At 58.9% G+C, this 24,443-nt stretch carries 21 protein-coding genes; 6 read left to right on the forward strand and 15 right to left on the reverse strand.

Annotated features, from left to right (window positions below):
- The first annotated feature begins 8 nt into the window (after positions 1-8).
- A complete protein-coding gene (cobA, locus tag SB725_RS17115) occupies positions 9-782 on the forward strand; it encodes a uroporphyrinogen-III C-methyltransferase (RefSeq protein ID WP_027922559.1) in 774 nt (257 codons plus the stop codon).
- Between the two features lie 74 nt (positions 783-856).
- Here cobA and SB725_RS17120 read toward each other — a convergent pair whose 3' ends face one another.
- The 8 genes from SB725_RS17120 to ppsA form a co-directional block, all read right to left on the reverse strand.
- Complete coding sequence (locus tag SB725_RS17120) at positions 857-1,900, reverse strand: OmpA family protein (protein ID WP_027922558.1); 1,044 nt, start codon at positions 1,898-1,900, stop codon at positions 857-859.
- Positions 1,901-2,007: 107 nt separating this feature from the next.
- The gene (gene sigX, locus SB725_RS17125) at positions 2,008-2,598 is read right to left on the reverse strand and encodes an RNA polymerase sigma factor SigX (RefSeq protein WP_008146300.1); all 591 of its coding nucleotides are present in this window, start codon (positions 2,596-2,598) and stop codon (positions 2,008-2,010) included.
- A gap of 87 nt (positions 2,599-2,685) precedes the next feature.
- A complete protein-coding gene (locus SB725_RS17130) occupies positions 2,686-3,510 on the reverse strand; it encodes a mechanosensitive ion channel family protein (protein WP_008048604.1) in 825 nt (274 codons plus the stop codon).
- 2 nt (positions 3,511-3,512) lie between these two features.
- Positions 3,513-3,761 (reverse strand): hypothetical protein, encoded by a 249-nt coding sequence (locus SB725_RS17135; protein ID WP_027922557.1) that lies wholly within the window; start codon positions 3,759-3,761, stop codon positions 3,513-3,515.
- 63 nt (positions 3,762-3,824) lie between these two features.
- Positions 3,825-4,820 (reverse strand): zinc transporter ZntB, encoded by a 996-nt coding sequence (locus tag SB725_RS17140; protein ID WP_027922556.1) that lies wholly within the window; start codon positions 4,818-4,820, stop codon positions 3,825-3,827.
- 24 nt (positions 4,821-4,844) lie between these two features.
- The gene (gene rraA / locus SB725_RS17145) at positions 4,845-5,336 is read right to left on the reverse strand and encodes a ribonuclease E activity regulator RraA (RefSeq protein ID WP_027922555.1); all 492 of its coding nucleotides are present in this window, start codon (positions 5,334-5,336) and stop codon (positions 4,845-4,847) included.
- A gap of 121 nt (positions 5,337-5,457) precedes the next feature.
- Entirely contained in the window at positions 5,458-6,447 is a 990-nt protein-coding gene (locus SB725_RS17150; protein ID WP_027922554.1) for an alpha/beta fold hydrolase, read from the reverse strand.
- A 91-nt stretch (positions 6,448-6,538) separates the two neighbouring features.
- Positions 6,539-8,914 carry a phosphoenolpyruvate synthase gene (ppsA, locus tag SB725_RS17155; protein WP_027922553.1) on the reverse strand — a complete coding sequence of 792 codons (2,376 nt, stop codon included), beginning with the start codon at positions 8,912-8,914 and terminating at the stop codon, positions 6,539-6,541.
- Between the two features lie 174 nt (positions 8,915-9,088).
- Here ppsA and SB725_RS17160 point away from each other — a divergent pair, with 174 nt between their 5' ends.
- Complete coding sequence (locus SB725_RS17160; protein ID WP_027922552.1) at positions 9,089-9,907, forward strand: pyruvate, water dikinase regulatory protein; 819 nt, start codon at positions 9,089-9,091, stop codon at positions 9,905-9,907.
- A gap of 124 nt (positions 9,908-10,031) precedes the next feature.
- On the opposite strand, the gene SB725_RS17165 is transcribed toward SB725_RS17160, so the two are convergent.
- A complete protein-coding gene (locus SB725_RS17165; RefSeq protein WP_410922316.1) occupies positions 10,032-11,441 on the reverse strand; it encodes a PLP-dependent aminotransferase family protein in 1,410 nt (469 codons plus the stop codon).
- 136 nt (positions 11,442-11,577) lie between these two features.
- Between SB725_RS17165 and SB725_RS17170 the strand changes: the two genes are divergently transcribed.
- Positions 11,578-12,486 (forward strand): DMT family transporter, encoded by a 909-nt coding sequence (locus tag SB725_RS17170; protein ID WP_371258939.1) that lies wholly within the window; start codon positions 11,578-11,580, stop codon positions 12,484-12,486.
- Here SB725_RS17170 and prpD read toward each other — a convergent pair.
- From prpD to SB725_RS17200, 6 genes are all read right to left on the reverse strand, one after another.
- Positions 12,455-13,939 carry a 2-methylcitrate dehydratase gene (gene prpD, locus SB725_RS17175; protein WP_027922549.1) on the reverse strand — a complete coding sequence of 495 codons (1,485 nt, stop codon included), beginning with the start codon at positions 13,937-13,939 and terminating at the stop codon, positions 12,455-12,457. The two genes, SB725_RS17170 and prpD, sit on opposite strands and share 32 nt — an antisense overlap.
- A gap of 226 nt (positions 13,940-14,165) precedes the next feature.
- Complete coding sequence (gene prpF / locus SB725_RS17180) at positions 14,166-15,356, reverse strand: 2-methylaconitate cis-trans isomerase PrpF (RefSeq protein WP_027922548.1); 1,191 nt, start codon at positions 15,354-15,356, stop codon at positions 14,166-14,168.
- 66 nt (positions 15,357-15,422) lie between these two features.
- On the reverse strand, positions 15,423-18,017 hold the full coding sequence (gene acnD, locus SB725_RS17185) for a Fe/S-dependent 2-methylisocitrate dehydratase AcnD (RefSeq protein WP_027922547.1): 2,595 nt from the start codon (positions 18,015-18,017) through the stop codon (positions 15,423-15,425).
- 204 nt (positions 18,018-18,221) lie between these two features.
- The gene (gene prpC / locus SB725_RS17190; protein ID WP_027922546.1) at positions 18,222-19,349 is read right to left on the reverse strand and encodes a 2-methylcitrate synthase; all 1,128 of its coding nucleotides are present in this window, start codon (positions 19,347-19,349) and stop codon (positions 18,222-18,224) included.
- Positions 19,350-19,391: 42 nt separating this feature from the next.
- Positions 19,392-20,282 carry a methylisocitrate lyase gene (prpB, locus tag SB725_RS17195; RefSeq protein ID WP_027922545.1) on the reverse strand — a complete coding sequence of 297 codons (891 nt, stop codon included), beginning with the start codon at positions 20,280-20,282 and terminating at the stop codon, positions 19,392-19,394.
- The gene (locus SB725_RS17200) at positions 20,279-20,995 is read right to left on the reverse strand and encodes a GntR family transcriptional regulator (RefSeq protein WP_172825947.1); all 717 of its coding nucleotides are present in this window, start codon (positions 20,993-20,995) and stop codon (positions 20,279-20,281) included. Before SB725_RS17200 ends, prpB begins: the two co-directional genes overlap by 4 nt.
- A gap of 302 nt (positions 20,996-21,297) precedes the next feature.
- Between SB725_RS17200 and SB725_RS17205 the strand changes: the two genes are divergently transcribed.
- The 3 genes from SB725_RS17205 to SB725_RS17215 are packed head-to-tail and all read left to right on the forward strand — an operon-like array spanning position 21,298 to position 24,358.
- Positions 21,298-21,834: an ATP-dependent zinc protease gene (locus SB725_RS17205; protein ID WP_027922543.1), complete on the forward strand. Its 537-nt coding sequence runs from the start codon at positions 21,298-21,300 to the stop codon at positions 21,832-21,834.
- 5 nt (positions 21,835-21,839) lie between these two features.
- Entirely contained in the window at positions 21,840-23,372 is a 1,533-nt protein-coding gene (locus tag SB725_RS17210) for an inactive transglutaminase family protein (protein ID WP_027922542.1), read from the forward strand.
- Positions 23,372-24,358 (forward strand): alpha-L-glutamate ligase-like protein, encoded by a 987-nt coding sequence (locus SB725_RS17215; protein WP_027922541.1) that lies wholly within the window; start codon positions 23,372-23,374, stop codon positions 24,356-24,358. The genes SB725_RS17210 and SB725_RS17215 overlap by 1 nt, the downstream gene beginning before the upstream one ends.
- Positions 24,359-24,443: the final 85 nt, after the last annotated feature.

The raw sequence follows: 24,443 nt of genomic DNA on the forward strand, positions 1-24,443 counted from the left end.
AAAACACAATGAACGCAAAAGTCTGGCTGGTGGGCGCGGGTCCCGGTGACCCTGAATTGCTGACCCTTAAAGCTGTTCGAGCGTTGAGAGAAGCGGATGTGGTGCTGATCGACGATCTGGTCAACGACGCGGTGCTTGAGCACTGCCCCGGCGCGCGCATTATTCCGGTGGGTAAACGCGGTGGCTGCCGCTCTACGCCACAGGAATTCATTCATCGTTTGATGCTGCGTTATGCCCGTCAGGGCAAATGCGTCGTGCGGCTCAAGGGGGGTGACCCGTGCATCTTCGGGCGTGGCGGTGAAGAAGCGCAGTGGTTGCGTGAGCGCGGGGTCGAGGCCGAGCTGGTCAATGGCATCACCGCCGGCCTGGCTGGCGCGACTCAATGCGATATTCCGTTGACCCTGCGCGGTGTCGCGCGAGGCGTGACGCTGGTGACCGCCCACACTCAGGATGGCAGCAGCCTGAACTGGCAAGCGCTCGCTCAAGGTGGCACGACGCTGGTGATCTACATGGGTGTTGCGAAGCTCAGCGAGATCCGTGAGCAACTGCTGGCGGGCGCAATGTCAGCAGATACGCCGGTGGCGATGATCGAAAATGCATCGTTGCCGCATCAACGGGAATGTCGGAGCAGCCTGATGGCGATGGAAGAAGATGCCTTGGCCTTCGCGTTGAAAAGCCCGGCCATCCTGGTGATTGGAGCAGTTGCCGGCAACTGTGCGAGCGAGCCTGCTCGCGAAGAGGCCCTGTCCGTCGACATTAACGTCGGATATCAACGCGCCTGACACATCCCGGTTCACCAAATCGCAGACAAAGAAAAGCCCGGCCTAAGCCGGGCTTTTCTCAGAGCGGCGGGTAATTACTTACCTTGGGCTTCAACCTGCGCTTCTACGCGACGGTTTACAGCGCGGCCAGCTTCAGTTTTGTTGTCAGCAACTGGGCGAGTTTCGCCGTAGCCGATCGACTGAACGCGGGACGATTCAACACCGTACTGGTTGGTCAGAACTTGTTTAACGGCGTTTGCACGACGCTCGGACAGTTTCTGGTTGTAAGCGTCAGGACCGACGGAGTCAGTGTGACCTTCAACAGTAGTGGTGGTGGATGGGTACTGCTTCATGAAATCAGCCAGGTTCTTGATGTCGCCGTAGCTGTTTGGCTTGACTACCGACTTGTCGAAGTCGAATTTCACGTCCAGCTCAACACGAACAACTTCAGCAACTGCCGGGCAGCCATCAGCGTCAACAGTTACGTTGGCTGGGGTGTCTGGGCACTTGTCAACGTTGTCGCAAACGCCATCGTTGTCGCTGTCGGAGCAGACTTCTGGAGCTGGAGCAGCAGCGACTGGCTTGTTGCCGCCACCGAAGTTCACGCCCAGACCAACGGATGGGATGTAGTCCCACTTGCCGTTGTCCAGTTTGTAGTCAGCTTCTACGCCAGCACGAGCGTAGACGTTTTCCAGGAAGTAGTACTTCAGACCAGCGCCAGCAGTCAGGAAAGTCGACTGGTCACGACCGGTGTGGCCATCAGCGGCTACGTTGGTCATGCTGCCGTGCTTAACGCCACCTTGAACGTAAGGACGCAGAGCGTCGCCAGCGTTGTTGAAGTGGTACTGAGCGTTCAGACCGAACTGGTCGCCTTCAATTTTCTGAGAACCGGTACCGTTGTTCGAACGGGTGTGGTCGTCAGCATTGTAGGTCAGGTTCAACGATACGTCGTCGGTCAAGAAGTAACCGATGGAGGCGCCAGGAGTGTAGCCGTCTTCAACGTTCTTAACGCTGTCGTTGTACTTCTTCCCGTAGTTGAGCTCGCCTTCAACTGCGCCTTGGCCTTGTGCCAGAACGCCGAACGAAGTAGCGGCAATAAGAGTACCAATGGCCAAGCCCAAGGTGTTTTTCAGTTTCATCCGTTAAATCCCCATCTGGTGATTGTAAAGCAGTCCCTCAAACCGGGGGACAACTCGGCGGCTAGTCTATCAGAACTAGCCTACACGTAAGAGATATTTGCGCTGAACTAAGTTTCAGCAATGCCTGCAAATTTCTCACGCAATTTATCAAGAGCACGTTTGTACCGCATTTTTGTCGCACTCAAACCCATATGCATGATATCCGCGATCTCTTGAAATTCCAGCTCTGCGACAAAACGTAGCACCAGAATTTCACGGTCAATCGGGTTTACATACACCAGCCAGCGATCAAGTCCACCCTTATCCTCGGGTTTCGGCGCCTTTTCTTCAGACGCTTCCTCAAGGGGGTCCAGACTCAAAGCGTCCATCAAGCGACGCTTTCGCCGTTCCTTCCGATACTGTGTGATGCATTCGTTGTACGTGATGCTATATAGCCATGTCTTGAACTTCGATTTCCCCTCGAAGTTCTTCAAGCCGTACAGCACCTTCAACATCACTTCCTGACAGACATCGTCTGCGTCGCGATCGTTCCCAAGGTATCGGGCACAGACGTTAAATAATGTTCGCTGGTAACGCCGCATCAGTTCTTCATAGGCGCGCGTTACGTGAAACAGCTCGGTATGCGAGCGCGCGACCAACTCCTCATCAGAGAGCTCGCGGGGGTCGTAGCGCGTGGAGAGCGATTGAGCTTTATTCAAAACAAGTCGGGCCGACAGTCAGGTCAATGTCCGCCGCTGCCCTTTCGGGGCAATTCGCGGCGGCATACATTAGCAGGGTTTGCCGGGTTAGCGGCTACTCACATGCTGCTCCAAGAGAATCCGATTGGAGAGAGAGACTAGCTCACCCTCATCGGTCAGCAATGTGGTTTTAACCGTGCCGATCTCTTCGATCTGACCTTCGACCTCGCCAACACGCACTTGTTGCCCAACCTGATACAGCTCACGCACATAGATTCCCGCAAGAATCTGACCGGCAATTTCCCGGCTTCCCAGCCCCATGGCCAGCGCAACCGCCAGACCAACGGTGATCAATACGATGACAATCACATGGTTGAGCAGGTCTGTCTTGACCTCCAACTGGCTGATCGCTACCGAGATACTGATGATTATCACCAGGCCCTGAGCAATTCGTCCCAACCCCGAAGCATAGTCCAGCCCTACGCCTTCTGCCGCGCCGCGCACCAGCCCATTGGCCAATTGCGCCAGCAACACACCCACCAGCAACACCAGCGCTGCGCCAAATACCTTGGGCAGATACAAAGCCAGCATATCCAGCGTAGCTGAAACTCGTTCAAGTCCAAGGGATTCTGCTGCAGAAACCAGAAAAATCAGCAGGACGAACCAATAGACGATCTTGCCGATCAAGGTCGATATCGGTACTTGAAGGCCGGCCCGGGACAATAATTTAGTCAGACCGGTGCCGCCCATCAGGCGATCGAGACCCAGCTTGGCGAGCAGCTTGGACAATAAAGTGTCCAAAAGTTTCGCCACGACAAAACCCAACAGCAGCACAACCAATGCGCCGAACAGGTTCGGAATGAAGTTCGCAACCTTTGTCCATAACGCAGTCATTGCAGTGACGAGGCTCTGAGTCCAGAGATCAAGTTCCATATTCAATCAGCCTTATCAGCAGTGCGAACGGTAGGTTTACGGTGGCGGGAGACTGGCGCGACGTGGGCCGAGCCGTTGTTGAGGGCAATCATCAGCGCGGGCAACCAGCGGCCCAGCAGGCTGAACAGATCGCCAGCGCCGACCTGGCGATTGGCGGTTTTCAGTACACGCCCAAGGCACGCATCGTCGTCCCGGGTGGACGGTGATGCATTGAGCATGTCGCGCAAAGACTGTTCAAACGGATCGTGCATACGCACCTCTCGTGATGTCTGTGAAAGACGCGATCAAATTTGCCCGGGTCACATGACGCATGCTCACACCCAACGCAAACGTCGAAATAACCACCACTGCCCGAGCGCCACCGAGACCATCATCAGGCACGCAATCAGGAAGCCATACGGGCTCGCCGAGAACGGAATACCACCGACGTTGATCCCCAAAAGACCGGTCAGGAAACTCATCGGCAAAAAGATCCCGGTGATGATCCCGAAGCGGTACATCGTGCGGTTCATGCGCACGCTCAAACGTCTGTCTTCAGCCTCGAGGACCAGCCCCACCCGCTCCCGGGTCAATTCCAGCTCCTCAAGGTAGCGGGTCAGGCTGTTGTTCAATTCGTTCCAGTAATCGCCATCGTCTTCGACAAACCAGGGCAATTTTATACGCGTCAGTTGCCCGAAAATATCCCGCTGAGGTGCAAGAAAACGTTTCAGCGCCGCTGCCCTGCGACGGATCTGCAATATGGCGCCGTGCTCGGGAGTATACCGTTCGTCGGCATCCAGTTTTTCTTCTTCCTCATCGACCACTTCCGAGAGGCAACTGACCAGATCCTGCACTTTATTGGTGAGGTACTGCGCCATATACAGGACGAGTTCGGACGCGGTTTTCGGCCCTTTGCCGTCGGCGAGCTGCACCAACAATTCATCGGTGGCGCGCAATGGACGCAAGCGCAGGGAAATAACCCGCTTGGCCGAGGCGAAAATCCGCACCGAAACCATGTCTTCCGGTTCTGCGCCGGGATTCAAATTGACCCCACGCAAAAATAGCAGCAGTTCGCTGTCCGAAAGCTGTAGAAGACGCGGTCGGGTATTTTCTTCGAGCAGGAGGTCGCAACTGAATTCACTCAGACCGCTGGTTTTACGCAGCCAGGTCTGGGTTTGCGGATGACTGCGATCCCAATGCAGCCACAGGCTCTCATGGGCCTGAAGCTGCAAGTCATCGAGTTCAGTCCGGGCTATCGAACGCGCACTGCCTTTACCGTCCAGTACCAGGGCATGCACCAGGCCCCACTGCGCGTTTTCTTCCTCGAACATCCGCATCCCTTTGTTGGTTTCTGGTTATTCAGGCATTTTCAGCGGGCTTGGCGAGATGATCACGCCGTTGTTGTCCGCGTAAATGTAATGGCCTGGATGGAACGTCACGCCGGCAAAGGTCACCGCGACGTTCAGATCGCCAATGCCGCGCTTGTCGGTTTTCATCGGGTGGCTGGCCAGGGCCTGAACCCCCAGGTCGGTTTGTGCAATGACGTCGACGTCACGGATGCAACCGTAGATCACCAGCCCTTCCCAACCGTTTTTCGCGGCCTTCTCGGCGATCATGTCGCCCAGTAGCGCACGACGCAGCGAACCACCACCGTCGACCACCAACACCTTGCCATTGCCCTTGAGCTCGGCTTGCTCCTTGACCAACGAGTTGTCTTCGAAGCACTTGATGGTCACGATTTCGCCGCCGAAAGAATCACGGCCACCGAAATTGCTGAACATCGGTTCCAGCACCTGCACCAGCTCCGGATAGGCGTCGCACAGGTCAGGCGTGAGGTAATGATTCATCGAGAAACTCCTGTAAAGAGGAAGACAATCGAGGGTGTCGAAACGTGACCAAAACTGCTCAATGCGTCATATCTTAGCCGCAAGCCGATCAGAGCGAAATGCCCTTGTTAGAGCACCAGGCTCAAACTGCCGTCGCCAGATCCGGCTTATCGCCCATCAAGGGCGTCTGTTGATCACCCAACCACCGCGCCACCAACGGCCAGACCTCGGCTTGAGCCGCTTTGCTGACCAGCATCTCTACGTGGCCAAAATTATCGCCAAAGCCCTGTTCGCGGCCAAGGTTGATGAACTGCTTGTGCTCGGAACCGATCTGCTCGAACAATTTGCGGCACGCCCACGCCGGGTCCTGATGATCGCCAACAGCGCTCACGGCCAACACTGGCATCGCCACATTGGCCAATCCGGCCCACCAGTCTTTGTCGGCATCGCCAAAACGCCCGAACAATCCGTACCAACGCATGCTTTCCAGGGCCAGGCCAATCGGCTCGTCCTCCGGTCCGCGCTTGAGCCGTGATCCCGACAGTTGCGCAAAACGCTTGAGAATAAAGCGCCCGCTCCACTCCACCGGGGGAATCTTCAACGGCCAATAGGTGCGGCTGACCTGCGTGCCAAAAAACGCCGCAGACGCCACCACAGGTTCACCGATGTACTCACCACCCAATGCTGCCGCCAACGTAATTCCGCCCAGCGAGTGACCGATCCAGTGCGGGACCTGGCCACTTTGCTCACGCACGAACGCGCCAATGGCGGGCAGATCGTAACGCGCGTAGTCGGCGACACGGTTCTTGCGGTAGTTCTGGTTACGCTGGGACAGGCCATGGCCGCGCATTTCGGGAATCCACACATCGAATCCCAGACGCGTCAGATAGGCGCCCAACCCCAACCCTTTCGGGGAAAACCAGAAGCGGCGATTGGAGAAGCTGCCGTGCAACAGGATCACCGGCACGCCACGTACCGCCGGCTCATCGGCCATGCCCAACCGGGTAACGGCCAGCTCGACGCTGACGTCGGGACTGTTTGCCGGCTTCAAACGGTAAACATCTTCGCTCAGATCACCGCGCCGTTCGGCGCTGATCAGGGCGACAGGAAATAGGTTGCTGCTGCTTTGCATAATGCTCTTGCACAAAAAAGGGCGGCATCCAGAGGAGCCCGCCCTACTCAATTCTTAAAGCCCCGGCCACTTGACCGGGGCTTCATTCACATCACGCCGAGGCTTGACCTTCAGCCAGGAAGAACCAGGTTTCCAGTACGGAGTCCGGGTTCAACGAAACGCTTTCAATGCCCTGCTCCATCAGCCACTTGGCCAGGTCCGGGTGGTCCGAAGGACCCTGACCGCAAATGCCGATGTACTTGCCTGCCTTGTTACACGCGGCAATGGCGTTCGCCAGCAGCTTCTTGACCGCCGGATTACGCTCGTCGAACAGGTGCGCGATGATCCCGGAGTCACGGTCCAGGCCCAGCGTCAGCTGAGTCAGGTCGTTGGAACCGATCGAGAAGCCGTCGAAGAATTCGAGGAACTCTTCAGCGAGGATCGCGTTGGATGGCAGTTCGCACATCATGATGATGCGCAGACCGTTTTCGCCGCGAGCCAGACCGTTTTCGGCCAGCAGATCGATCACCTGGCTGGCTTCGCCCAAAGTACGGACGAACGGCACCATGATTTCGACGTTGGTCAGGCCCATCTCGTTGCGCACGCGCTTGAGGGCACGGCACTCGAGTTCGAAGCAGTCACGGAACGATTCGCTGATGTAACGCGAAGCACCACGGAAGCCCAGCATCGGGTTTTCTTCTTCCGGCTCGTAGAGCTTGCCGCCGATCAGGTTCGCGTATTCGTTGGACTTGAAGTCCGACAGACGCACGATGACCTTTTTCGGTGTAAACGCTGCAGCCAGGGTGCTGATGCCTTCGACCAGTTTGTCGACGTAGAAGTCGACCGGGTCGTTGTAACCGGCAATGCGCTTGTCGACGCTGTCCTTGATGTCCTGCGGCAGACCGTCATAGTTCAACAGCGCTTTGGGGTGAACACCGATCATGCGGTTGATGATGAATTCCAGACGGGCCAGGCCCACACCGGCGTTCGGCAGCTGCGCGAAATCGAAGGCGCGGTCCGGGTTGCCGACGTTCATCATGATCTTGAACGGCAGGTCCGGCATGGCGTCAACGGAGTTCTTCTTGATGTCGAAGCCCAGTTCGCCTTCGAAGATGTAACCGGTGTCGCCTTCAGCGCAGGAAACGGTCACGCCCTGGCCGTCTTTCAACAACTGGGTGGCGTTGCCGCAACCGACCACGGCCGGGATGCCCAGCTCGCGAGCGATGATCGCCGCGTGGCAGGTACGACCGCCACGGTTGGTGACGATGGCGCTGGCGCGTTTCATGACCGGTTCCCAGTCCGGGTCGGTCATGTCGGAGACCAGAACGTCGCCTGGCTGGACTTTGTCCATCTCGGACACGTCCTTGATGATGCGGACCTTGCCGGCGCCGATGCGCTGGCCGATGGCGCGACCTTCAACCAGCACAGTGCCGGTTTCTTTCAGCAGGTAACGTTCCATGACGTTGGCCTGGGTGCGGCTCTTCACGGTTTCAGGACGGGCCTGAACGATGTAGAGCTTGCCGTCGTCACCGTCTTTGGCCCATTCGATGTCCATCGGGCACTGGTAGTGCTTCTCGATGATCATCGCTTGCTTGGCCAGTTCGCTGACTTCGGCGTCGGTCAGGCAGAAACGTGCGCGATCAGCCTTGTCGACGTCGATGGTCTTGACCGATTTACCGGCCGTGGCGACTTCGCCGTAGATCATCTTGATGGCTTTGCTGCCCAGGTTGCGGCGCAGGATGGCTGGGCGACCAGCGGCCAGCGTGCCTTTGTGGACGTAGAACTCATCCGGGTTCACCGCGCCTTGTACGACGGTTTCACCCAGGCCGTAGGCGCCGGTGATGAACACCACGTCACGGAAGCCTGATTCAGTATCGAGGGTGAACATCACGCCGGCGGTGCCGGTTTCGGAGCGGACCATGCGCTGAACGCCAGCCGACAGGGCCACCAGCTTGTGGTCGAAGCCCTGGTGTACGCGATAGGAAATGGCGCGGTCGTTGAACAGCGAAGCGAACACCTCTTTGGCGGCGCGAATAACGTTTTCGACACCACGGATGTTCAGGAAGGTTTCCTGCTGACCGGCGAAAGAAGCGTCCGGCAAGTCTTCGGCGGTAGCGGAAGAGCGCACGGCCACGGCCATGTCAGGGTTGCCGGCCGACAGCGTGGCGAACGCGGTGCGGATTTCGGCGTTGAGCTTCTCGGGGAACTCGGCTTCCATGATCCATTGACGAATCTGGGCACCGGTACGGGCCAGGGCGTTGACATCGTCGACATCCAGGGCGTCGAGGGCGGCATGGATCTGATCGTTGAGACCGCTCAGTTCCAGAAAATCACGATAAGCCTGAGCTGTCGTGGCGAAGCCACCGGGCACCGATACACCGGCACCTGCGAGGTTACTGATCATCTCGCCCAGGGATGCGTTCTTGCCCCCCACATGCTCAACATCGTGTTTGCCGAGCTTATCGAGGGAAACTACGTACTCTACCAAGGTGATCTCTCCACTAACTGTGTTGGAAAAGCTCAGAAGCCGGCTGCTCGGGGGAGCGTTTGCCAGCTGTATGGCCTGGACCTGGAAAATAAGTGAGAATGCGGGCCACTGGCGGCCGACAAACCGCGCCTATCATATCCAAGATTCGTCATTAGCTTAAGGCCCAAGGTGCAAATGAAACGATCTGCTTTCTTTATTTCCGACGGTACCGGCATCACGGCCGAAACCCTGGGTCAAAGCCTCCTGGCGCAGTTCGAAAACATTACCTTCAGCAAATTCACGCGACCGTACATCGACAACGTGGATAAAGCGCGGGCCATGGTACAACAAATCAACAAAGCCGCCGAAACCGACGGCTTCCGGCCGATTATTTTCGACACGATCGTCAATCAGGACATTCGTGAGATCCTCGCGACTTCCAATGGTTTCATGATCGACATTTTCTCGACCTTCCTGGCGCCGCTTGAGCAGGAATTGACCGAGCATTCTTCCTACACCGTCGGCAAGTCCCACTCCATTGGTGCCAACACCAATTACATGGAACGCATCGAGGCGGTGAACTTCGCCCTCGACAACGACGACGGCGCCCGCACGCACTACTACGACAAGGCCGATCTGATCCTGGTCGGCGTGTCGCGTTGCGGCAAGACCCCGACCTGCCTGTACATGGCCATGCAATTCGGTATCCGCGCGGCCAACTACCCGCTGACCGAAGACGACATGGAACGCCTGACCCTGCCCAGCGCCCTGCGCGCCCACCAGCACAAGCTGTTTGGCCTGACGATCGACCCGGACCGCCTCACTGCGATCCGCAATGAGCGCAAACCCAACAGCCGTTATTCGAGCTATGCCCAGTGCGAATTTGAAGTGCGCGAGGTGGAGAATCTGTTCCGCCGCGAGAACATTCCGCACATCAACTCCACGCATTTTTCGGTGGAAGAGATTTCGGCGAAGATTCTTGTTGAGAAGGGTGTGGAGCGGCGGTTCAAGTAGCCCCCCAGTGCCTGTCCTGTCGCCATCGCGGGCAAGCCACACCCCACAGGGGATCTTTGTCGTGCACAAACGTTGTGTTCACTGAAGATCCACTGTGGGAGCGTGGCTTGCCCGCGATGAACGATTACGCGGTCTCGGCCAGCGCCCCGGCCAATGCTTCAAACCCTCGCAGCAACAACCGATCATCCCCCGCCGAATTGCACACACTCGCCCGAACGAACTGCGGCACCGCCCCATGCCCCACCGCAAACGCCTCGGCAGTCGCCACCCGATAATTATTCTCCTTGAGCTCCGCTGCGATCTGCGATGCCCGCCATGGCTCGGGCACTTCGATCCAGAAGTGCGGGCTGTGGGAATGAGTCTTGTAAACCAACCCATCCAGCAATCCCGCGACCAGTGACTTACGTCGACTGATCTCGACCCTCTGCTGCCCCAACAACTGCTCGGCAACGCCGTTTTCGATCCACTGACTCGCCACTTCCAGCGTTAGCGGACTGGCCATCCAGCACGTCCCGCGCACGGCTGCGCTCAAGCGTCCGATCAACGGTTGCGGCGCATGCAGATAACCGACGCGCAAACCCGCAGAAACAGCCTTGCTCAAGCTGCCAATCAACACCGAACGCTCCGGGGCAAAATGGCTCAGGGGCAGCGGTCGCTGCGGCGCCAAAACCGCGTGGGCTTCATCCTCAAAAATCAGCAGATTGTGTTGTCGGCAGACCGCCGCAATGGCCTCGCGCCGTGGAACGGACATCACCGCCGCCGTAGGATTCTGGATCGTCGGCGTGCAATACAACGCCGACACACGATGGTTACGGCAAACGTCCTCCAGCGCATCCGGCATCAGCCCTTCATCATCCATCGCGACACCGATCAACTTGATTCCGAGCATGCGCGCGACACTGATCAAACCCGGATACGTCAAATGTTCCGTGACCACGGTATCGCCCGCTTTGAGCAACGCCATCAAGGCACACAACAGACCGTGCTGACCGCCGTTGACGCAAACGATCTGCTCGGCATTCGGCTCGAATGCCTGGTGCCGCAACCAGTGCGCACCCGCGGCACGATGACGCGGTAATCCGGCGTCGGCGATGTAGCCGCAGAGGTGTTGCAACGCCCCCGGATCAAGGGCCAACGCTTGCAGGCTCTGACTCAGAAACAGCGCCTCTCGCCCTGGAATCGGCTGGTTGCGGCTCATGTCAAAAAAGCCCTGCGGCTCATCGCTGACGTTGCGAAAACCACCGTCACGCGGACGCTCCATTCCGCGCTGACGCACATAGGTGCCGTCACCCACACGAGCGAGGACCAGGCCCACGCGCTCAAGCTCGCCATACGCGCGACTGATGGTACCGATGGTCACGCCGAGGCTGTCCGCCAACAACCGATGAGGCGGCAACTTGCTGCCGGGTTCGATCACCCCCTCGACGATGGCTTTTTCGACGGCATCCGCCAGACGCTTGTACTTCACGCCCACCCCGCTGGCGAGGCCATCGCGCAGGATTGACACCATGGCAATACTTGCTTTGACAGTCATTGAATCCCCGAATAGCGTGCTTGAAACAGGTGCAATCAGGGATAGACCTTTTGCGGTTGCAGGTCAATTCCGACGACAAGGGAGCCGAGTCATGTCCATCGCCATCAGTGCCTCTTTAAGTGTTAGAAAACCCTGGCTGGCGGCATTGGTCACCAGCGTGCTGTTCCTGATCGTGTGCCTGAGCTGGGGCACGACGTGGTTGGGGATCAAGATTGCCGTCGAAACCGTGCCGCCGCTGACGGCTGCCGGCCTGCGCTTTTTGATCGCGTTTCCGTTATTCCTCGGCTTCACCCTGATGCGGCGTGAACCGCTATTGTTTCCCAAGGAAAGCCGCTGGTTTTTTGTGTTCGTCACCCTGTCGTATTTCAGCTTGCCGTATTACTTGCTCAACTACGGCGAGATGCACGTTTCGTCGGGGCTGACAGCGCTGCTGTTCAGTTGTATGCCTGTGTTCATCCTGTTGTTTTCGGCGCTGTTTCTGCGCGAGAAAATCTACCCGTCGCAAGTGCTCGGTATCGCCATCGGCTTTGGCAGTCTGTTCATGATTATCCGCAGCCAGGGCCTGCATCTGGACCATGCCGAATTGTTCGGGGTGTTGGCGATTCTCTGCGCGGCGGTGATGCATGCGTTGTGTTACGTGGTGACCAAAAAACACGGCACCGCGATCAGCGTGATCACCTACAACACGCTGCCCATCGGCATCGCCGGGGTGATGTTGTTTCTCGCTGGTTTGCAGGTTGAGGCGCCGATTTTTACGGCTATCAGCGCGCGGTCGTGGAGTGCCCTGCTCTATCTGGGGCTGGTCGCATCGGTGGGCGGGTTCATCGTTTATTTCCTGCTGCTCAAACGCCTGAGCCCGATCATTTTGTCCTTCGTGTTTATCATCTTTCCGGTGTTCGCCGTGATCATCGGCGCCTGGTACGAGGGGCAACCCTTGTCCCAGGAACTGATGATGTATTCGGCGATTTTGCTGACCGGGTTTGCGATCACCAAGTTGCCGATGGAAAAGTGGCTCAGAGCACGAACAGGTCCACGAAGCGATTGACCGGAGTAGCTTCCAGAGCAGCCTGATCTGTGCACAACGCAACAATCTGCGCACTGCGCTGGGCGGTAAAACGCGTGGCCAGGTTGGCCTTGAATTTGTCTTCCAGCAGCGGGATACCGTCGGCGCGACGGCGGCGATGGCCGATCGGGTATTCGACCACCACGTTCTCGGTGCTGGAGCCGTCCTTGAAGAACACTTGCACCGCATTGGCGATGGAGCGCTTGTCGGCTTCGAGGTATTCGCGAGTGAAGCGCGGGTCTTCGACGATGACCATTTTCTCGCGCAGCACATCGATGATCGGATGCGCTGCGTGGAAGTCGTCTTCGTAGTACTCAGCCACCAGATTGCCGAACGCCAGCGGCACGGCGGTCATGTACTGGATGCAGTGATCGCGATCCGCGGCATTGGCCAGCGGACCGACTTTGGAAATGATGCGGATCGCCGACTCGTGAGTGGTGATGACGATGCGGTCGATTTCATGCAGCCGATTACGAACCTGCGGGTGCAATGTCACGGCTGCTTCGCAGGCGGTTTGCGCATGAAACTCCGCCGGAAAACTGATTTTGAACAGCACGTTTTCCATCACATAACTGCCGTACGGCCGCGAGAAACTGAAGGCCCGTTTGTCTTCGGGTTTGAGCGCCAGATCATTGTTGGTGTGGCTGAACAAAACATCGTAAAAGCCCCACTGTCTGGCCGTCAGCACGCCGGGAATGCCCATCTCGCCCCGCATGGCGATGTCTGCCAATCGGACGCCGCGACTGGTCGCATCGCCGGCGGCCCAGGATTTGCGCGAGCCGGCATTGGGCGCATGCCGATACGTGCGCAGCGCCTGGCCGTCGGCGAACGCATGGGACAACGCCGACAGCAACTGCTCGCGACTGGCGCCCATGAGTTTGGCGGTGACCGCCGTCGAGGCGACTTTCACCAGGATGACGTGATCGAGGCCGACGCGATTGAAGGAATTTTCCAGGGCAATCACGCCTTGAATTTCGTGGGCCATGATCATCGCTTCGAGCACCGCGCGAACGGTCAGCGGCGCCTCGCCATTGGCCAGGCTCTTTTGCGACAGGTGATCGGCCACCGCGAGAATGGCGCCAAGGTTATCCGACGGATGCCCCCACTCGGCGGCGAGCCAAGTGTCGTTGTAATCGAGCCAGCGTACGATGCAGCCGATGTCCCACGCGGCTTTGACCGGATCAAGGCGATAGCTGGTGCCGGGCACGCGGGCACCGAACGGCACGACGGTGCCTTCGACGATAGGGCCCAGGTGTTTGGTGCATTCGGGAAATCGCAGCGCCAGAAGACCGCAGCCCAGCGTGTCCATCAGGCAGTTGCGGGCGGTGTCGAGGGCTTCTTGGGATTGGATGTTGAAGGTGAGGACGTAGTCGGCAATGTCCTGCAGGACACGGTCGTACTCGGGGCGAATGTTCTGGTCGACGTTGGCACTCATGTTCGATTCACTCTTGAAGTGGTTCGTTGATGGGACCTCGGTTCAGGGTAAATCTCAGTCGAGTAAAGCTTTCTTATTTTGAAATGCAGTCAACTGTGGGAGCGACGGTGCGACGATTCGACTTGCTCGCGATAGCGGTGAGTCAGCCAACAAAGATGTTGAATGTGTAAGCCTCATCGCGAGCAAGCCCGCTCCCACAGGGTTTTCGGTGATTTCTGAATTTACGTCAGAAGGAATCACCTGGTACGCGAACATAACCTTCCATCAACACCCGCGCACTGCGGCTCATGATGGCTTTGTTCACGGTCCACTCACCGTTGACCAGGCTGGCTTCTGCGCCCACACGCAGCGTGCCGGATGGATGACCGAAACGTACTGCATTGCGTTCGACACCGCCCGCGGCGAGGTTCACCAACGTCCCAGTAATCGCTGCTGCCGTGCCGATCGCCACCGCCGCCGTGCCCATCATCGCGTGGTGCAATTTACCCATCGACAACGCCCGAACCAGCAAGTCGACATCCCCTGCTGCAATGGCTTTGCCACTGGACGACACGTAGTCCGCCGGCTTGGCCACGAAGGCCACTTTCGGGGTGTGTTGACGCTTGGCCGCTTCGTCGATGTTCGAGATCAGGCCCATGCGCAATGCGCCGTAGGCACGGATGGTTTCGAACATCAGCAACGCTTTCGGGTCGCTGTTGATCGCGCCCTGCAACTCGGTGCCGGTGTAACCGATGTCTTCGGCATTGACGAAAATCGTCGGGATGCCGGCGTTGATCATGGTCGCCTTGAAGGTTCCGACGCCGGGTACTTCGAGGTCGTCCACCAGGTTGCCGGTAGGGAACATCGAACCACCGCCGCCCTCTTCTTCCGCCGCCGGGTCCATGAATTCGACCTGCACTTCGGCGGCCGGAAAAGTCACGCCATCGAGTTCGAAATCACCGGTTTCCTGCACTTCTCCGTTGGTGATCGGCACATGGGCGATGATGGTCTTGCCGATGTTGGCCTGCCACACACGAACCACGGCCACGCCGTTGTGCGGAATGCGGCTGGCGTCGACCAGACCGTTGCTGATCGCGAACGAACCGACCGCTGCCGACAGGTTGCCGCAGTTGCCGCTCCAGTCCACGAAAGGCTTGTCGATGGACACCTGACCGAACAGGTAATCGACGTCGTGATCGGCCTTGAGGCTTTTCGACAGGATCACGGTTTTGCTGGTGCTGGAGGTCGCACCGCCCATGCCGTCGATTTGCTTGTCGTACGGGTCGGGGCTGCCGATCACGCGCAGCAACAAAGCGTCGCGGGCCGGGCCTGGAATTTGTGCCGATTCAGGCAAGTCTTTGAGGCTGAAAAACACGCCTTTGCTGGTGCCGCCACGCATGTAGGTGGCAGGGATTTTGATCTGAGCTGCGTGAGCCATGTGCTCGTTACTCCTTACCTTGAAAACAGACACGGGACTTGAAGTCCCGTGTCTGTACAGCGTGTGTTAGACGGCGACTGCCGACTCTTCGAGGAAGTCCTGGGCAAAGCGTTGCAACACGCCACCGGCTTCGTAGATCGACACTTCTTCGGCGGTGTCGAGGCGGCACATCACCGGCACATCGACGCGTTCGCCGTTCTTGCGATGGATCACCAGCGTCAGCTCGGCGCGCGGTGTGCGCTCGCCGATCACGTCGTAGGTTTCACTGCCGTCGATGGCCAGGGTGTGACGGTTGGTGCCAGCCTTGAACTCCAGCGGCAACACGCCCATGCCCACCAGGTTGGTGCGGTGAATGCGCTCGAAACCTTCGGCGGCAATCGCTTCCACCCCTGCCAGGCGCACGCCCTTCGCCGCCCAGTCGCGGGACGAACCCTGACCGTAGTCGGCGCCGGCAATGATGATCAGCGGTTGCTTGCGTTCCATGTAGGTTTCGATGGCTTCCCACATGCGCATCACTTTGCCTTCCGGCTCGACGCGCGCCAGCGAACCCTGTTTGACCTTGCCGTTTTCCAGAACCATTTCGTTGAACAGTTTCGGGTTGGCGAAGGTGGCGCGTTGTGCCGTCAGGTGGTCACCGCGGTGAGTCGCGTAAGAGTTGAAGTCCTCTTCCGGCAGGCCCATTTTCGCCAGGTATTCACCGGCGGCGCTGTCCAGCATGATCGCATTCGATGGCGACAGGTGATCGGTGGTGATGTTGTCCGGCAGCACCGCCAACGGGCGCATACCCTTGAGCGGACGTGCGCCGGCCAACGCGCCTTCCCAGTACGGCGGACGGCGGATGTAGGTGCTCATCTCGCGCCACTCGTACAGCGGCGCTACTTTCGGGCCGGTGTCTTCGTGGATGGCGAACATCGGGATGTAGACCTGACGGAACTGCTCAGGCTTCACCGAGGCCTTGACCACGGCGTCGATTTCTTCGTCGCTCGGCCAGATGTCTTTCAGGCGGATTTCCTTGCCATCGACCACGGCCAGCACATCTTTTTCGATGTCGAAACGGATGGTCCCGGCGATGGCGTAAGCGACCACCAGTGGCGGCGAAGCGAGGAACGCTTGCTTGGCGTACGGGTGAATCCGGCCGTCGAAGTTGCGGTTACCGGACAGCACGGCAGTGGCGTACAGGTCGCGGTCGATGATCTCTTGCTGGATCACCGGGTCCAGTGCGCCGGACATGCCGTTGCACGTGGTGCAGGCGAAGGCGACGACGCCGAAACCGAGCTGTTCCAGCTCGTCGGTCAGACCGGCTTCATCCAGGTACAGCGCGACGGTTTTCGAACCCGGTGCCAGGGACGATTTGACCCATGGCTTGCGGGTCAGGCCGAGCTTGTTGGCGTTGCGCGCCAGCAGGCCGGCAGCGATCACGTTGCGCGGGTTGCTGGTGTTGGTGCAGCTGGTGATGGCGGCGATGATCACGGCGCCATCCGGCATTTGGCCAGGCACGTCATCCCACTTGCCGGAGATGCCTTTGGCGGCCAGATCGGAAACCGCGACACGGGCGTGCGGGTTGCTCGGGCCAGCCATGTTGCGCACCACGGTGGACAGGTCGAAGGTCAAGCCGCGCTCGTATTGCGCGCCCTTCAGGCTGTCGGCCCACAGGCCGGTGGTCTTGGCATATTGCTCCACAAGCTGCACCTGATCGTCTTCACGACCGGTGAGCTTGAGGTAGTCGATGGTCTGCTGGTCGATGTAGAACATCGCCGCGGTAGCGCCATATTCAGGTGCCATGTTGGAGATGGTTGCGCGGTCCCCGAGGGTCAGCGCAGCGGCGCCTTCACCGAAGAACTCCAGCCATGCGCCCACGACTTTTTGCTTGCGCAGGAACTCGGTCAGCGCCAGCACCATGTCGGTGGCGGTGATGCCCGGTTGCAGCTTGCCGGTCAGCTCGACGCCGACGCTTTCTGGCAGACGCATCCAGGACGCACGACCGAGCATCACGCTCTCGGCTTCGAGACCACCCACGCCGATGGCGATCACGCCCAATGCATCAACGTGCGGGGTGTGGCTGTCGGTGCCGACGCAGGTGTCGGGGAACGCCACGCCGTCACGCACCTGGATCACCGGAGACATTTTCTCCAGGTTGATCTGGTGCATGATGCCGTTGCCTGGCGGGATCACGTCGACGTTCTTGAACGCTTTCTTGGTCCAGTTGATGAAGTGAAAACGATCTTCGTTGCGACGGTCTTCGATGGCGCGGTTCTTCTCGAACGCCTCAGGATCAAAACCACCGCGTTCGACGGCCAGGGAGTGATCGACGATCAATTGCGTCGGCACCACCGGGTTCACTTGCGCCGGGTCGCCGCCTTGCAGGGCGATGGCGTCACGCAGGCCGGCGAGGTCGACCAGTGCGGTCTGGCCGAGAATGTCGTGGCACACCACACGGGCCGGAAACCACGGGAAATCGAGGTCGCGTTTGCGTTCGATGAATTGCTTCAGGGATTCGGTGAGCGTGGCCGGGTCGCAGCGACGCACAAGGTTTTCCGCCAGCACGCGGGAGGTGTACGGCAGGGTGTCGTAGGCGCCAGGTTGAATGGCTTCGACAGCCGCGCGGACGTCGAAGTAATCCAGATGGCTGCCGGGCAGCTGTTTGCGAAATTCTGTGTTCATCGTCAGGACTCGGGTCACGGTAGTTTCAAAAGGCGGGGCCAGACGCAAGACTTGAACTGAACACAATCCACTGTAGGAGTGAGCCTGCTCGCGATAGCGATGTAACTGCCGACACTGATGTCGCATGTCAGTCCGTCATCGCGAGCAGGCTCGCTCCTACAGGGATCTGCGTTGCATTTAGATCCCTGCGTCGGCCCCCACCATTCAGCGTTGTTCGATTGGCACGAACTTGCGCTGTTCAACGCCGACGTACTCGGCGCTCGGGCGGATGATGCGATTGTTGGCGCGCTGTTCGAACACGTGGGCAGCCCAGCCGGTCAGGCGCGAGCAGACGAAAATCGGTGTGAACAACTTGGTCGGGATGCCCATGAAGTGGTACGCCGAGGCATGGTAGAAGTCGGCGTTCGGGAACAGTTTCTTTTGCTCCCACATGGTCTTGTCGATGGCTTCGGAAACCGGGAACAACACCTTGTCGCCCACTTCGTCAGCGAGTTTTTTCGACCAGCCCTTGATCACTTCATTGCGCGGATCGTTGTCTTTGTAGATCGCGTGACCGAAGCCCATGATCTTGTCTTTGCGCTCGAGCATGCCGAGGGTGCCTTCGATCGCCGCTTGCGGCGAGCTGAAGCGCTCGATCATTTCCATTGCCGCTTCGTTGGCGCCGCCGTGCAGTGGACCGCGCAGCGAACCGATGGCCGCCGTGATGCAGGAGAACAGATCCGACAGTGTGGATGCGCAAACACGTGCGGTGAAGGTCGACGCGTTGAACTCGTGCTCTGCGTAGAGGATCAGCGAAACGTTCATCACCTTGACGTGCAACTCGCTTGGCTTCTCGCCGTGCAGCAAGTGCAGGAAATGACCGCCGATGGTCGGCTCGTCAGTCACGCAGTTGATGCGCTTGCCGTCGTGGCTGAAGCGATACCAGTAGGTCATGATCGCCGGGAATGCGGCCAGCAGACGGTCGGTCTTGTCGTGTTGCTCGGAGAAGTTGTTCTCCGGCTCCAGGTTGCCCAGGAACGAGCAGCCGGTACGCATCACGTCCATCGGGTGGGCGTCGGCGGGGATGCGTTCCAGTACTTCTTTCAACGCTTGTGGCAGGTCACGCAGCTTGCTCAGCTTGCTGACGTAGGCATCCAGTTGCGCTTTGCTCGGCAGTTCGCCGTACAGCAGCAGGTAGGCGACCTCTTCGAACTGCGCGTCAGCCGCCAGTTCGCGAACGTCGTAGCCACGATAGGTCAGGCCTGCGCCCGATTGCCCCACGGTGGAAAGTGCGGTTTGCCCGGCAACCTGACCACGGAGCCCGGCGCCACTGAGTACTTTTGCTTCGGCCATTTCTGCCTCCAGTTTCTTAAATTTATTAGGGAGTTATTCGACTTACTTTTTCGCAGCGAACAACGCATCGAGCTTCTGCTCGAAGGTGTGGTAGTCGATGCGATCGTAAAGCTCCATGCGGGTCTGCATGGTGTCGATGACGTTCTGTTGCGTGCCGTCGCGGCGGATGGCGGTGTAGACGTTTTCCGCGGCTTTGTTCATCGCGCGGAAAGCGGACAGCGGATACAGCACCAGCGATACATCGGCACCGGCGAGTTGCTCGGTGGTGTACAGCGGTGTTGCGCCGAATTCGGTGATGTTGGCCAGGATCGGCGCTTTCACACGGCTGGCGAACAGCTTGTACATGTCCAGTTCAGTGATGGCTTCCGGGAAGATCATGTCGGCGCCGGCCTCGATGCACGCAGCGGCGCGATCCAGGGCAGATTCCAGACCTTCGACCGCCAGGGCGTCGGTACGCGCCATGATCACGAAGCTGTCATCGGTACGCGCATCCACCGCGGCTTTAATGCGGTCGACCATTTCCTGCAGCGAGACGATTTCTTTGTTCGGACGGTGGCCGCAACGCTTGGCGCCGACCTGGTCTTCGATGTGAACGGCCGCAGCGCCGAACTTGATCATCGATTTCACGGTACGGGCGACGTTGAACGCCGAGGAACCGAAACCGGTGTCCACGTCCACCAGCAGCGGCAGGTCGCAAACATCGGTGATGCGACGCACGTCAGTCAGCACGTCATCCAGGCCAGTGATGCCCAGGTCCGGCACGCCGAGGGAGCCCGCGGCCACACCGCCACCGGACAGGTAAATCGCCTTGAAACCGGCGCGCTTGGCCAGCAGCGCGTGGTTGGCGTTGATCGCGCCGACCACTTGCAATGGATGCTCGCTGGCGACCGCATCGCGGAAACGCTGGCCTGGAGTGCTCTTGTTCAAACTCATGACTCACCTCGTTTGGCTGTCGGGTTAGCGCCGTCCTGGTAATGACGGGCGATATTGCGTTTGGAGGCGCCGATGTGGCGGCGCATCAACAACTCGGCCAGTTCACCGTCACGGTCGGCGATGGCATCGAGAATTCGGTGGTGCTCGGCAAATGCCTGGTGTGGACGATTGGGCGTGGTGGAAAACTGGATGCGGTACATGCGCACCAGTTGATACAGCTCGCCGCAAAGCATTTGCGTCAGGGTGCGGTTACCGCTGCCCTGGATAATCCGGTAGTGGAAGTCGAAATCACCTTCCTGCTGGTAGTAGCCTCGGCCAGCCTGGAACGCTTCGTCACGCTCGTGGGTTTCGAGGACGCGGCGCAGTTCGTCGATTTCTTCGAGCGTCATGCGCTCGGCGGCCAGGCGGCAGGCCATGCCTTCAAGGGATTCACGGATTTCGTAGAGCTCAAGCAGCTCGGCATGATTGAGCGAGACCACCCGCGCCCCGACATGCGGAATGCGCACCAGCAGGCGCTGACCTTCCAGGCGGTGGATCGCTTCACGCAGCGGCCCGCGGCTGATGCCATAGGTGCGCGCCAGCTCTGGCTCGGAGATCTTGCTGCCCGGGGCGATCTCGCCCTTGACGATGGCCGCCTGAATACGCCGGAAGACGTTTTCGGAAAGTGTCTCCGAATCGTCTTGGGTAATGAGTGGGGGATCCAGTTGATCCAACATATTGTCGACACCTTGAAAGCTGATGCCGCAAAAACTAGCGAAAACAGGCGCCGCAGTCAAAGGATAATTCGATATTGTCGACAATCGTCTAATAACCCGCCGCACCATAACAAAGCAGCACAGTGGTTTATAGCCGCCCGCCAGCGGTGGCGCCAGCAAACCACCGTGCTAGAATGCCGCCCGCATTTGTTTGTGACATCTGCACTGTTTGTCACAAATAGCTGATAGGCATACGAGGGAGCTTGCGCAGCAATGCCAGGGCCTTGAATCGACGTACGGACCGCTGCGCGCCAGGATTTATGAGACTCAAGCCCTTCCCGACATTCCTTTATCTACTGTGTCTGCCCGGTTTTGCCGCGGCGGGGGAAAAGACGGTGTACGGCCTCAACGAGTACGCCTCCCTGGATGGCATCGACCTGGAAGTCGCGGCCAAGCTCGACACCGGGGCGAAAACTGCCTCACTGAGTGCCCGCGACATCAAACGCTTCAAACGCAACGGCGAGTCCTGGGTACGCTTTTACCTGGCCATCGACGCCGCCCATTCGCACCCGATCGAACGGCCGCTGGCCCGTGTCAGCAAGATCAAGCGCCGGGCCGGTGACTACGACCCGGAAGAAGGCAAGAAGTACACGGCCCGCCCGGTAATCGAGCTGGACATCTGCATGGGTTCGGCATTACGCAGCATCGAAGTGAACCTGACCGACCGCAGCGCCTTCCAATACCCGCTGTTGATCGGCTCCGAAGCGCTCAAACGCTTCGACGCGCTGGTCGACCCCAGTCTTAAATACGCTGCTGGCAAACCCGCCTGCGCCACCGCCGCTCATACCGCAGAGTAATTCCAATGCGCTCTCTTAACCTCCATCTGAAAATGCTGATCGCCATCCTGGTGGTGCTGGGCATTTCAGTTACGGCCTATCAGATCTTCGTGCTCGGCATTCCCGTGACCGAAGACGCCACCGACGACTTGTGGAACATCGACGCCAAGGTCGAGTTCGTCGCCAGTGCCAAGGACCCGGTCAAGATCCAGATGTTCGTGCCGCCACTGAGCCGCGACTTCGTCAGCCTCAACGAGAGCTTCATCTCCAATAACTACGGCGTGGCAGTGAATCGGGTCGACGGCAACCGCAAGGTCACCTGGTCGGCGCGTCGGGCCAAGGGCAATCAAACCCTTTATTACCGTCTGGTGCTGACCAAGCGTTACTCCGGCGAAAAATCCAAGGTCAAGGGCCCGACCTTCCGTGACAGTATCGCCGTCGAAGGCCCGGAAAAAATCGCCGCCGAAGCCCTGCTCGCACCGATTCGCCAGCACTCGGCTGACGTCGAGACCTTCATTGGCGAAGCGATCAAGCGGGTCAACAATCTAAGCGACGACAATGTGAAACTGCTGCTGGCCGGCGATCCGTCCACCGCGAACAAAGCCAAAATCGTCGAGCTGGTCCTGTCCATCGCCCACGTGCCGGTGGAAAAGGTCCACACCATTCGTCTGGTGGCCGACCAGCCGCAACTGCCTGAACTCTGGTTGCGCAGCTTCAACGGCACTGACTGGCTGTACTTCAACCCGGAAACCGGTGAGCAAGGCCTGCCGACCGATCGCCTGCTGTGGTGGACCGGCGACGAAAACCTGATCACCGTCGATGGCGGCAAAAAAGCCAACGTGACCTTCAGCCTCAACAACAGCGAAATGAACGCCATTCGCCTGGCCAAGCTGACCGACGAAAACACCGACGCCAACTTCCTCGAATACTCGCTGTACGGTTTGCCGCTGCAAACCCAGCAGACGTTCATGATCATGGTGATGATCCCGATTGGCGTGCTGGTGATCCTGATCCTGCGCAACCTGATCGGCATCCAGACCCTCGGCACCTTCACCCCGGTGCTGATCGCCCTCGCCTTCCGCGAAACCGGGCTCGGCTTCGGCATCGTGCTGTTCACGATCATCACCGCGCTGGGGCTGTCGCTGCGTTCCTACCTTGAACACCTGAAGCTGCAAATGCTGCCAAGGCTGTCGGTGGTGCTGACCTTCGTGGTGGTGCTGATCGCGGCGATCAGCCTGTTCAGCCATAAACTTGGCCTCGAACGCGGGCTGTCGGTGGCGCTGTTCCCGATGGTGATCCTGACCATGACCATCGAACGCCTGTCGATTACCTGGGAAGAACGCGGTTCGGGCCATGCCATGAAAGTGGCGATCGGCACGCTGTTCGCCGCGTCCCTGGCGCACTTGATCATGACCGTGCCGGAGCTGGTGTACTTCGTGTTCACGTTCCCGGCGATCCTGCTGATCCTGGTGGGCTTCATGCTGGCAATGGGTCGCTATCGCGGCTACCGCCTGACCGAACTGGTGCGATTCAAGGCGTTCCTGAAGGCGGACGTCTGATGTTCGGTTTCTGGAAAACCTGGAAGGCCCTGGAAGCCCGGGGCATCATGGGCATCAACCGGCGTAACGCCGACTACGTGCTCAAGTACAACAAGCGCAGCCTGTACCCGATTGTCGATGACAAGATCATCACCAAGGAGCGCGCCATTGCCGCTGGCATTCATGTGCCGCAACTGTATGGCGTGATCTCCACCGAGAAGGAAATCGACAACCTCGACTCCATCATCGGCGACCGTACCGACTTCGTGATAAAACCCGCGCAGGGCGCTGGTGGCGACGGCATCATTGTGGTCGCCGACCGTTTCGAGGGCCGCTATCGCACGGTGTCCGGCAAGATCATCAGCCATGAGGAAATCGAGCACCATGTCTCCAGTATCCTCACCGGCCTGTATTCCCTGGGTGGTCATCGCGACCGCGCGCTGATCGAATACCGGGTGATCCCGGACCAGATCTTCAAAAGCATCAGCTACGAAGGCGTCCCGGACATTCGCATCATCGTGCTGATGGGGTATCCAGTGATGGCCATGCTGCGCCTGCCGACCCGGCAATCCGGCGGCAAGGCCAACCTGCACCAGGGCGCCATCGGCGTCGGTGTCGACCTCGCGACCGGGGAAACATTGCGCGGCACCTGGCTGAACAACATCATCACCAAACACCCCGACACCACCAATGCCGTCGATGGCGTGCAACTGCCCTACTGGGACGGTTTCATGAAACTCGCGGCCGGCTGTTATGAGCTGTGCGGGTTGGGTTACATCGGCGTTGATATGGTCCTGGACCAGGAAAAAGGCCCGTTGATCCTCGAGCTCAATGCCCGCCCTGGGTTGAACATCCAGATCGCCAACGATTGCGGGCTGACCTTGCGTACACATGCGGTTGAAGCGCGGTTGGAAGAGTTGAAGGCTCGCGGGGTTACCGAGACGGTGAAAGAGCGCGTGGAGTTTGTTCAGGAGATGTTTGGGCATATTCCGGCGGTTGAGGGCTGATCTGAAACCGAGTCGCGGCCATCGCGAGCTTGCTCGCGATGGCGGACTGACAGTCACTAAAGCACTCAACTTGCCAATCCCCGAC

This window comes from Pseudomonas sp. SIMBA_041 (assembly GCF_046535095.1).
GTDB lineage: Bacteria > Pseudomonadota > Gammaproteobacteria > Pseudomonadales > Pseudomonadaceae > Aquipseudomonas > Aquipseudomonas mucoides.